Source organism: Pseudomonas sp. (genome assembly GCF_026224925.1).
Taxonomy (GTDB): Bacteria; Pseudomonadota; Gammaproteobacteria; order Pseudomonadales; family Pseudomonadaceae; genus Aquipseudomonas.
Genome location: NZ_JAMFRV010000317.1, coordinates 19,464 through 29,158, shown reverse-complemented (window position 1 = coordinate 29,158; position 9,695 = coordinate 19,464). Strand labels below are relative to the sequence as shown.

Genomic DNA, 9,695 nt, shown 5'->3' with positions numbered 1-9,695 from the left:
TCGGTTTCGGCTCCACCGCCATCATTACCGGTGACATCACCCAGGTCGACCTGCCCAAGGGCACCAAGTCGGGCCTGAACCATGTGATGGATGTCTTGAAGGACGTTCCGGGCATCAGCTTTACCCACTTCAAGCCCAAGGATGTGGTGCGTCACCCGCTGGTGCAACGAATTGTCGAGGCTTACGAGCGCTACGAGAATCGCACCAATGACGAGACCATTGGTTCGTCATCTTCCAGCAGGGATAACCGCCGCGATGGTTGAGCTGGACCTACAACTTGCGACCCAAGCAACAGTCCCAAGTGAAGCCCAGTTCCGCCAATGGTGTGAGCTGGCGTTGCGTCAACGCACTGCTGATTCGGAGCTGACCATTCGCCTGGTCGACGAGGCTGAAGCTCAGGAGCTCAACAACACGTGGCGGCATAAAGACTACGCAACCAACGTGTTGTCTTTTCCCGCTGACGTGCCAGATGAGTTCCTGGACATTCCGCTGCTCGGCGACCTAGTGATTTGTGCGGCCGTTGTGACCCGCGAAGCCACCGAACAAGGCAAGATCCTGGATGCGCATTGGGCGCACCTGGTCATTCATGGCTGTCTGCATTTGCTCGGTTACGATCATATCGACGATGCAGAAGCTGAAGAAATGGAAGCACTGGAACGAACGTTGCTTGAAGAGTTGGGTTATCCCGATCCTTACGCCGACGACGAAACCGCTGACCATCAATTCCCAGAGACCACCAGCAAGGACCACGAGTAAGGGCTATGAGCGAAGACCGATCGAGCAACGGGCAAAAGTCATGGCTGGGGAAACTCACCCAGGCCTTTGCCCACGAGCCGAAAAACCGCCAGGAGCTGCTTGAGCTTCTGCGCGAGGCCCATCAAAACAAGCTGCTGGACAGCGAAGCGCTGGCCATCGTTGAAGGCGCCATTCAGGTGGCTGACCTGCAAGTGCGAGACATCATGGTCCCGCGCTCACAGATGATCAGCATCAAGGCGACTCAAACGCCTCGCGAATTCCTGCCTGCCGTCATCGACTCCGCGCACTCGCGCTATCCGGTGATCGGTGAAAGCCACGACGATGTTCTCGGCGTGTTGCTGGCCAAGGATCTGCTGCCGCTGATTCTCAAAGCAGACGGCGACAAAGACAGCATCAAGAACCTGCTGCGCCCTGCGACCTTCGTACCTGAGTCCAAGCGCCTGAATGTGCTGCTGCGTGAGTTCCGCGCCAACCACAACCACATGGCCATCGTCATTGACGAATACGGCGGCGTGGCGGGCCTGGTGACCATCGAAGACGTGCTGGAACAGATCGTCGGCGATATCGAAGACGAGCACGATGTCGAGGAAGACAGCTACATCAAACCGCTTCCCAGCGGCGACTTCCTGGTCAAGGCTCTTACCCCGATCGACAGCTTTAACGAGTTTTTCGACAGCGAGTTCTCGGACGATGAGTTCGATACCGTAGGCGGTCTGGTGATGAGTGCGTTTGGTCATCTACCCAAGCGTAACGAAACCACTGAAATCGGCGCCTACCGCTTCCGAATTCTCAACGCCGACAGCCGGCGTATTCACTTACTGCGCTTGAGCCCGATCTCGCGGGCCTAAGCCCCTAAGGAAATCCCCATGCAGTGGATCACCCGTCCCGGCTGGCCCGGCAACTTGCTGGCCATGCTGGCCGGTGCGCTGACGACTCTGGCGCTGGCACCCTTTGATATCTGGCCACTGGCAATCGTGTCGCTGGTCATCCTGTATCTTGGTTTGCGTGAACTAAGCCCTCGGCAGGCGTTGGGCCGTGGCTGGTGCTACGGTTTTGGTCTATTCGGCGCCGGTACCAGCTGGATTTACGTGAGCATTCATACCTACGGCGGTGCTTCGGCACTGCTGGCAGGTTTGTTGATGCTGGGGTTTATCGCCGCCATCGCCTGGTTTTTCGCCTTGCCGACTTGGATCTGGGCACGCTGGATTCGACGCAACGATGCCCCGCTGACCGATGCATTGGCCTTTGCTGGGGTGTGGCTGGCGCAAGAAGCCTTTCGTGGCTGGTTCCTGACCGGCTTCCCTTGGCTCTATTCTGGCTACAGTCAGCTGGACGGACCTTTGTCCGGGCTCGCGCCTATCGGCGGCATGTGGCTGATCTCCTTTACACTGGCACTGACCGCCGCGCTGTTGTGCAACCTGCCTCGGCTGCGAGCCAATAAATCCATGCTCGGTGCTGGCGTCGTGTTGCTGGTCGCGCCGTGGGCGCTGAGCTTGTCACTGAAAACCTACGAGTGGACGTCGCCAGCGGGCCCACCCTTGAGCGTCGCCGCCATTCAGGGCAACGTCGAACAAAGCATGAAATGGGACCCGGCGCAGCTCAACGCTCAATTGGCGCTGTACCGCGACATGACCTTCACCAGTAAACGCGCTGACTTAATCATCTGGCCGGAAACCGCCATTCCGATTCTCAAAGAATCGGCAGAGGGCTATTTGTCGATGCTCAGCAAATTTGCGGCTGATCGCAACTCGGCGTTGATTACCGGCGTGCCTATTCGTCAACTAAGTGGCCATGGCGATTACCGTTACTACAACGGCATTACCGTGGTCGGCGAAGGCGATGGCACTTATCTGAAGCAGAAACTGGTGCCGTTCGGTGAATACGTGCCCCTGCAAGACCTGCTCCGTGGCCTGATCACCTTCTTCAACCTGCCAATGTCAGACTTCGCCCGCGGACCGCACGATCAGGCAATGTTGCAAGCCAAGGGGTATCAGATTGCGCCGTTTATCTGCTACGAAGTGGTCTATCCCGAGTTCGCCGCTGGCCTTTCGGCACAAAGTGAATTACTGCTGACGGTGAGCAACGACACGTGGTTCGGCACCTCCATTGGTCCATTGCAGCATTTGCAAATGGCCCAAATGCGCGCCCTTGAAGCCGGTCGCTGGATGATCCGTGCGACAAATAACGGCGTGAGCGGGTTGATCAACCCCTTCGGCAAAATAACGGCAACCATCCCGCAGTTCCAAAAGGGCGTGCTGTACGGCGAAGTGGTGCCAATGCAAGAACTCACCCCTTACCTGCAGTGGCGCTCATGGCCGTTGACGATCCTGTCGATTGTGCTGGTGGGCTGGGCAATAGTGGCCCGTCGAATGAAACGTTAAACGCGCCGAGATTCCGTAGGACCGAATTCATTCGGAAAGCGGGCGACGCGGTTTATCAGGCAGACCGCGCTGATTTCTTCCCGAATGAATTCGGTCCCACAAGGGTTGTGTGCAACCTGGAGCCCGCCCCTACAACGAACGATAAAACAACGGGTATGCCAGCAATCCCGCCGCTTCATTGAGCAACTGGCCGCTTTGCCACACCGCTTTGCTCTCGGGCAACCAGCCCTTGAACGGGCGGGCATTGTCGACACCAAGGAACCCCACCGGGGCCGGGATCACGGTGAACCCGGCCTTCTCAAAGCTCCAGCGTGCGCGCGGCATATGCCAGGCCTGGGTTACCAGTACCACTCGCTTGATGCCTGTAGGCTGCAGTAATGCGGCAGTCATCGTGGCGTTTTCCCAAGTGGTGCGGCTCGCCTCTTCTTTCCAGCGTACCGTCGCGCCAAAGTCGCTTTGCAGCGAGTCAGCCATGATTGCTGCCTCGCTGGGCGGCTGACCATAGTGCAACCCCCCGGAAGTCAAGATCGGCAAGCCCGAGTCTTTGGACAAACGTGCGGCAAAGCGCATGCGCTCCAGCGCTACCCCGGTGGGGATGTCCATGCCCCACGTAGGGTCCTCACGCTCACGGCCGGAACCCAACACCACAATCGCATCGGCACGTTGCGCCAGGGTCGTCCACTGGCTTTGCGGCAATAAGGGTTCGGTTTCGATAGCGCGCGCGCCCCACTCCACTGCAATTGGCAGGCTCATAATCCACAGTCCGCCAAACCCAACTGCAAAGCACACACCCGCCAGCCGCGGCCGAGAACGACGAAACCACCACGCAAGTAAAAGCAGCAGCAAAAGAATGCCAGGAGGCAAAAGCAATTGTTTGATCAGGTAGCGGATAGGCATCGAGCATCTCCAAAGATGCCCGAAGCCTAGAAGGATTGACGCTAAGCAACAATGCTTATCAAGCGAGCACTCGGCCCGTTAAGGTTAATGTGTCGTACTTTTTGAACATTGCCATCATTTGGGCCGTCATCATCTGAAGAATAACGACTTGCCCCGTGCCGAAGCTTTGCTACGTTGGTGATCGTCCAACCATATGACTTTGGCCAAATGTTTCGGCACCGCAATTGATCCGTCTATCACCTGTGCAACAGAAGAGTCTTTGATCACATTATCGACCTTGAAACCAAAGGCATCAGCTCTGAAATCGAGAGCGCCCTTGTCCAGATAGGCCTCGATCAACTCAAATTCCGCGGGGCTCAAACCCCGCAACTCCAATTCGGCAGGCGCTTCATTGCGAAGCTTAACCGCTGTCCTCGCCACATCCAAGGCAAGCCCAAGACGATTGATCAAGCGCTCGTAAAGCTCGGGTTTTATTGCTGGTTGCTGCAACTCTGCCATCCGCTCACCTCATCCAGATTAAAATGTACTCCCCCACTAATCAGCTTAGCGCCACTGCCCAAATCAGCCGGATGCCGCGACCAACGGCCTCTGGCAGGCCTCAGCGGCGCAATCAGGGTTTCCCTCGATAGTCGGCCCTCATGTATGCTACGGCGCTTCCTTTAATTCCACTTCCCGCTCTACTGAGCCGACCTGACTCAGCGGTGCAATGAAGAGGATGAGGTCACCAATTTCTTAGTAAAAAGTAGCCATGCACGAACTCTATCAGCCCCGCGAAATCGAAGCCGCCGCCCAAACCTTTTGGGACGAGCAAAAATCCTTTGAAGTCAGTGAACAGCCAGGCAAAGAGACGTTCTATTGCCTATCGATGTTCCCTTACCCCAGCGGCAAGCTGCACATGGGTCATGTGCGCAACTACACCATCGGTGACGTGATCGCCCGCTACCAGCGTATGCAGGGCAAAAATGTCCTGCAGCCGATGGGTTGGGATGCGTTCGGCATGCCGGCGGAAAACGCCGCGATGAAAAACAACGTCGCACCAGCCAAATGGACCTACGAAAACATCGCCTACATGAAGACCCAGCTGCGAAGCCTGGGCCTTGGCGTTGACTGGTCCCGGGAAATCACTACCTGCAAACCCGATTACTACCGCTGGGAACAATGGCTGTTCACTCGCCTGTTCGAAAAAGGCGTGATCTACCGCAAAAACGGTACGGTTAACTGGGACCCGGTGGACCAAACCGTATTGGCCAACGAGCAAGTGATCGACGGTCGCGGCTGGCGCTCTGGCGCGGTGATCGAAAAACGCGAAATCCCGATGTACTACTTCAAGATCACGGCCTATGCAGACGAACTGCTGTCGGGTCTCGACGAGTTGCCAGGCTGGCCTGAGCAAGTTAAAACCATGCAACGCAACTGGATTGGTAAATCCCGTGGCATGGAAGTGCAGTTTCCGTATGACCAGGCGTCTATCGGTGAAGCCGGCACGCTCAAAGTGTTCACCACCCGTCCGGATACCCTGATGGGCGCGACTTATGTCGCCGTTGCCGCTGAACACCCGCTGGCGACCCTGGCTGCACAAGGCAACCCGCAACTGCAAGCCTTCATCAACGAATGCAAAAGCGGCAGCGTTGCCGAAGCAGACATCGCCACCCAAGCGAAAAAAGGCCTGCCGACCCCGCTGTTCGTCGAGCACCCGCTGACCGGCGAGAAGTTGCCAGTGTGGGTCGCCAACTACGTATTGATGCATTACGGCGACGGCGCCGTAATGGCGGTTCCTGCTCACGACGAGCGCGACTTTGAGTTTGCCACTCAGTACGGCTTGCCCATCGTCCCGGTCGTGCGCACCAGCGCTGGCGAGGAAACGCCCGCACCGTGGCACGCCGCTTATGGCGAGCACGGCCAACTGATCAACTCCGGCAAGTACAACGGGCTGGACTTCCAGGCCGCGTTCGACGCCATCGAAGCCGATTTGCTGAAGAAGGAATTGGGCCAGTCACGTACCCAATTCCGCCTGCGCGACTGGGGCATCAGCCGTCAGCGCTATTGGGGCTGCCCGATCCCGATCGTGCATTGCGACACCTGTGGTGACGTGCCGGTCCCGGAAGATCAACTGCCTGTCGTACTGCCCGAAGACGTCGTTCCCGATGGCGCCGGTTCGCCTTTGGCGCGCATGCCCTCGTTCTACGAGTGCAGCTGCCCTAAATGCGGCGCTCCGGCCAAACGTGAAACCGACACGATGGACACCTTCGTCGAGTCCTCGTGGTACTTCGCACGCTACGCCTCGCCTCATTACGAAGGCGGCATGGTTGACCCGAAAGCGGCGAACCACTGGTTGCCGGTGGATCAATACATCGGCGGCATTGAACACGCGATTTTGCACCTGCTCTACGCGCGCTTCTTCCACAAACTGATGCGCGACGAAGGCTTGGTCAGCTCCAACGAGCCGTTCAAGAACCTGTTGACCCAGGGCATGGTCATCGCCGACACCTATTACCGCCTTGAAGCCAATGGCAGCAAGACCTGGTACAACCCGGCCGACGTCGAGCTCGAGCGCGACAGCAAAGCCAAAGTGATCGGCGCGAAACTGATCAGCGACGGTCTGCCTGTCGAGATCGGCGGCATCGAAAAAATGGCCAAGTCGAAGAACAACGGCGTTGACCCACAATCGATGATCGACCAATACGGCGCAGACACCTGCCGCCTGTTCATGATGTTTGCCTCGCCGCCGGACATGAGTCTGGAATGGTCCGATTCAGGCGTCGAAGGTTCGCACCGCTTCCTGCGTCGTGTCTGGCGCCTGGCCCATGCCCACGTTTCACTGGGCCTGACCGCCAAGCTCAACGTCGCAGGCTTGAACGACGAACAGAAAGTCATCCGCCGCGCGATCCACTTAGCGATCAAAAACGCCAGCCAGGACGTCGGTCAGCATCACAAATTCAACACCGCCATCGCGCAAGTCATGACACTGATGAACGTTCTGGAAAAAGCCGCACACGTAACACCGCAGGACCGTGCGCTGCTTCAGGAAGGCCTGGAAACGGTCGCGCTGCTGCTGGCACCGATCACCCCGCACATCAGCCACGAACTGTGGAGCCGCTTGGGCCACAGCGACGCGATTATTGACGCGGGCTGGCCGGTGCTAGACAAGACCGCGCTGGTACAAGACAGCCTGGTGCTGGTGATTCAGGTCAACGGCAAGCTGCGTGGTCAGATCGAAATGCCAGCCAGCGCAACCCGTGAAGAGGTTGAGGCAGCGGCAAGAGTCAATGAAGGCGTGCTGCGCTTCACCGACGGCCTGACGATTCGTAAGGTGATCGTGGTCCCCGGCAAGCTGGTCAACATCGTCGCAAGCTAATTGGATCAAGCGCCCGGTATTGACCGGGCGCCGAACACCATTTCCAAGGGACGCAACGTCGGCCCAAACGGATTCAAGGGGAGCATCAATATGATCAAACGCAATTTGCTGGTGATGGGTCTCGCCGTGCTGCTGAGCGCCTGTGGTTTCCAGCTGCGTGGTACCGGCACTAGCCAGCTGACCATCAAGGAACTGGATGTGAGCGCGCGTGACGCTTACGGCCAAACCGTGGTTCAGTTGACCCAAGTACTGAAAAACAGCGGCGTTAATGTCCACATGGGCGCCGAGTACAAACTGTTTCTGGCCAGTGAAGGAGAAACTTCACGGGCAGCCAGCTATAACGGCTCCGCGCGATCCGCCGAATATGAGCTGACCGACACCGTCAACTACGAGATCCGTGGTTCACGCGGCCTGTTGTTGCTTGAAAACAAGGTACAGGTTCAGAAAATCTATGTGCAGGACAGCAACAACTTGATGGGTTCCGATCAAGAAGCTGCGCAGATCCGCAAAGAAATGCGCGTCCAACTGGTGCAAAGCATCGTCGCTCGCTTGCAACAGCTGACGCCAGAACAACTGGACAAACTGCAAGCAACTGCTGAAGCCAAGGCCAAAGCAGATGCCGACGCCCTGGAAGCTGCGCAGCGGATCGAGAACGAAACGCCTCGCCAGTCGCCGATTGAAAATCCTGCCAAGTAAATGCCTTGGGGCCAGCGTGCTGGCCCCTGCATTCTATAACCTATGAAACTGATCCCTGCCCAACTCGGCAAACACCTCCAGAGCACTCTGTCGCCCGTGTACGTTGTCAGCGGTGATGACCCGTTGCTGTGTCAGGAAGCAGCCGACGCTATTCGTGCAGCCGCACGCCTGCAAGGCTTCGACGAACGCCAGGTCTTCAGCGCAGACGCCAATTTCGATTGGGGCACGTTACTGCAGGCCGGCGCGAGCATGTCGCTGTTTGCGGAAAAACGCCTTCTGGAGCTGCGTTTGCCTTCGGGCAAACCCGGTGACAAAGGCGCTGCGGCGTTTATCGAGTATTGCTCGCGCCCCCCGGAAGACACGCTGCTGCTCATCAGCTTGCCCAAGCTCGATGGCAGCGCGCAGAAAACCAAATGGGGCAAGGCGCTCATTGAAGGGCCGCACACCCAATTCCTGCAAATCTGGCCGGTGGACGCCAGCCAATTGCCGCAGTGGATTCGCCAGCGCTTATCCCAGGCCGGATTGTCTGCCACCCAGGACGCGGTAGAACTGATTGCCGCGCGGGTTGAGGGCAATCTGCTGGCGGCTGCGCAGGAAATTGAAAAGCTCAAGTTGATGGCCGAAGGTGGCCAGATCACCGTCGAAACCGTGCAGGGGGCCGTGGCCGACAGTGCGCGCTTTGATGTTTTCGGCCTGACCGATGCGGTGCTAAATGGCGAAGCGGCACACACCGTGCGCATGCTTGAAGGCCTGCGTGGCGAAGGTGTTGAGCCACCGGTGATCCTGTGGGCCCTGTCTCGCGAGCTTCGGGTGCTGGCTAATCTGGCCCTGCAGTTCAGCCAGGGCATTCCATTGGACAGGGCCTTCAGCCAAGCACGACCGCCGATTTGGGACAAACGCAAACCGCTGATGAGCAAAGCCCTGCAACGGCATTCGGCGCAACGCTGGGGCCAGTTACTGATGGACGCGCAACGTATCGACGCACAGATCAAAGGACAGGCAGCAGGTTCCGCCTGGAGCAGCCTGACACGACTGGCACTGCTGATGGCCGGACAACGGCTGAGTTTGCCGGCTGAATAGTGCAATTACCGACTTGACACAATTCTCTTTAGGATTGCCCGTATCTTGCGCCAAGCCGAGATTCTGTGGGACCGAACTTGTTCGGGAAGCAGGCGACGCGGTTTGTCTGGGATACCGCGTCGCTTCCTTCGCGAACAAGTTCGCTCCCACCGGGATTTGTGGATTTGCCCCAAGCCCGGCGCCAGCGGATGCCTCACATTGAGAAACATCCAATAGCACACCTCTATTAGACACACGCCCCGCTGTGCCCGATGATTCACACCGATTCACCCCATACCCAACGAGAGTACTCGCCATGAGCAAACCAAAGCGGCCGAACAAGGCCAAATCCATCGTCGCCCAGCCGTTGTTCCGCAGTCGTCAGGAACCCGCCGGTAAGGGCAAAGGCAGCTACCGCCGCGAAGCCTTCCAGTCTAAAAGCTGGGAGGCTTCTTACTTTCTGGCCGCCTGAAACATCCTGTTTCTTCCGAGGCCCCTTAAACCGGGCAAGCATGATAAGGTCTGCTTTTGTTGGTAATACCCTGGACCTG

At 57.8% G+C, this 9,695-nt stretch carries 10 protein-coding genes; 8 read left to right on the top strand and 2 right to left on the bottom strand.

The window, feature by feature from the left end:
• The 4 genes from M0974_RS13825 to lnt all read left to right on the top strand — a co-directional run.
• Positions 1-263 (top strand): PhoH family protein (locus M0974_RS13825; RefSeq protein WP_297837483.1); only part of this gene is annotated, 263 nt, incomplete at its 5' end.
• Positions 256-756, top strand: coding sequence for an rRNA maturation RNase YbeY (ybeY, locus tag M0974_RS13820; RefSeq protein WP_297837481.1), 501 nt, complete (start codon positions 256-258; stop codon positions 754-756). The genes M0974_RS13825 and ybeY, both read left to right, overlap by 8 nt.
• A 5-nt stretch (positions 757-761) precedes the next feature.
• Positions 762-1,604: an HlyC/CorC family transporter gene (locus M0974_RS13815; RefSeq protein WP_297837478.1), complete on the top strand. Its 843-nt coding sequence runs from the start codon at positions 762-764 to the stop codon at positions 1,602-1,604.
• 18 nt (positions 1,605-1,622) lie between these two features.
• The gene (gene lnt, locus M0974_RS13810) at positions 1,623-3,137 is read left to right on the top strand and encodes an apolipoprotein N-acyltransferase (protein ID WP_297837475.1); all 1,515 of its coding nucleotides are present in this window, start codon (positions 1,623-1,625) and stop codon (positions 3,135-3,137) included.
• A gap of 129 nt (positions 3,138-3,266) precedes the next feature.
• Here lnt and M0974_RS13805 read toward each other — a convergent pair whose 3' ends face one another.
• Both M0974_RS13805 and M0974_RS13800 read right to left on the bottom strand, forming a co-directional pair.
• Entirely contained in the window at positions 3,267-4,034 is a 768-nt protein-coding gene (locus tag M0974_RS13805) for a YdcF family protein (RefSeq protein WP_297837472.1), read from the bottom strand.
• Between the two features lie 129 nt (positions 4,035-4,163).
• A complete protein-coding gene (locus M0974_RS13800) occupies positions 4,164-4,532 on the bottom strand; it encodes a hypothetical protein (RefSeq protein ID WP_297837469.1) in 369 nt (122 codons plus the stop codon).
• Positions 4,533-4,782: 250 nt separating this feature from the next.
• Here M0974_RS13800 and leuS point away from each other — a divergent pair, with 250 nt between their 5' ends.
• The 4 genes from leuS to arfA all read left to right on the top strand — a co-directional run bounded on the left by leuS (position 4,783) and on the right by arfA (position 9,616).
• A complete protein-coding gene (leuS, locus tag M0974_RS13795) occupies positions 4,783-7,389 on the top strand; it encodes a leucine--tRNA ligase (protein ID WP_297837467.1) in 2,607 nt (868 codons plus the stop codon).
• A gap of 90 nt (positions 7,390-7,479) precedes the next feature.
• Positions 7,480-8,085, top strand: coding sequence for an LPS assembly lipoprotein LptE (gene lptE / locus M0974_RS13790; RefSeq protein ID WP_297837463.1), 606 nt, complete (start codon positions 7,480-7,482; stop codon positions 8,083-8,085).
• 42 nt (positions 8,086-8,127) lie between these two features.
• A complete protein-coding gene (holA, locus tag M0974_RS13785; RefSeq protein WP_297837460.1) occupies positions 8,128-9,165 on the top strand; it encodes a DNA polymerase III subunit delta in 1,038 nt (345 codons plus the stop codon).
• A gap of 295 nt (positions 9,166-9,460) precedes the next feature.
• Positions 9,461-9,616 (top strand): alternative ribosome rescue factor ArfA, encoded by a 156-nt coding sequence (gene arfA / locus M0974_RS13780; protein WP_297837457.1) that lies wholly within the window; start codon positions 9,461-9,463, stop codon positions 9,614-9,616.
• Positions 9,617-9,695: the final 79 nt, after the last annotated feature.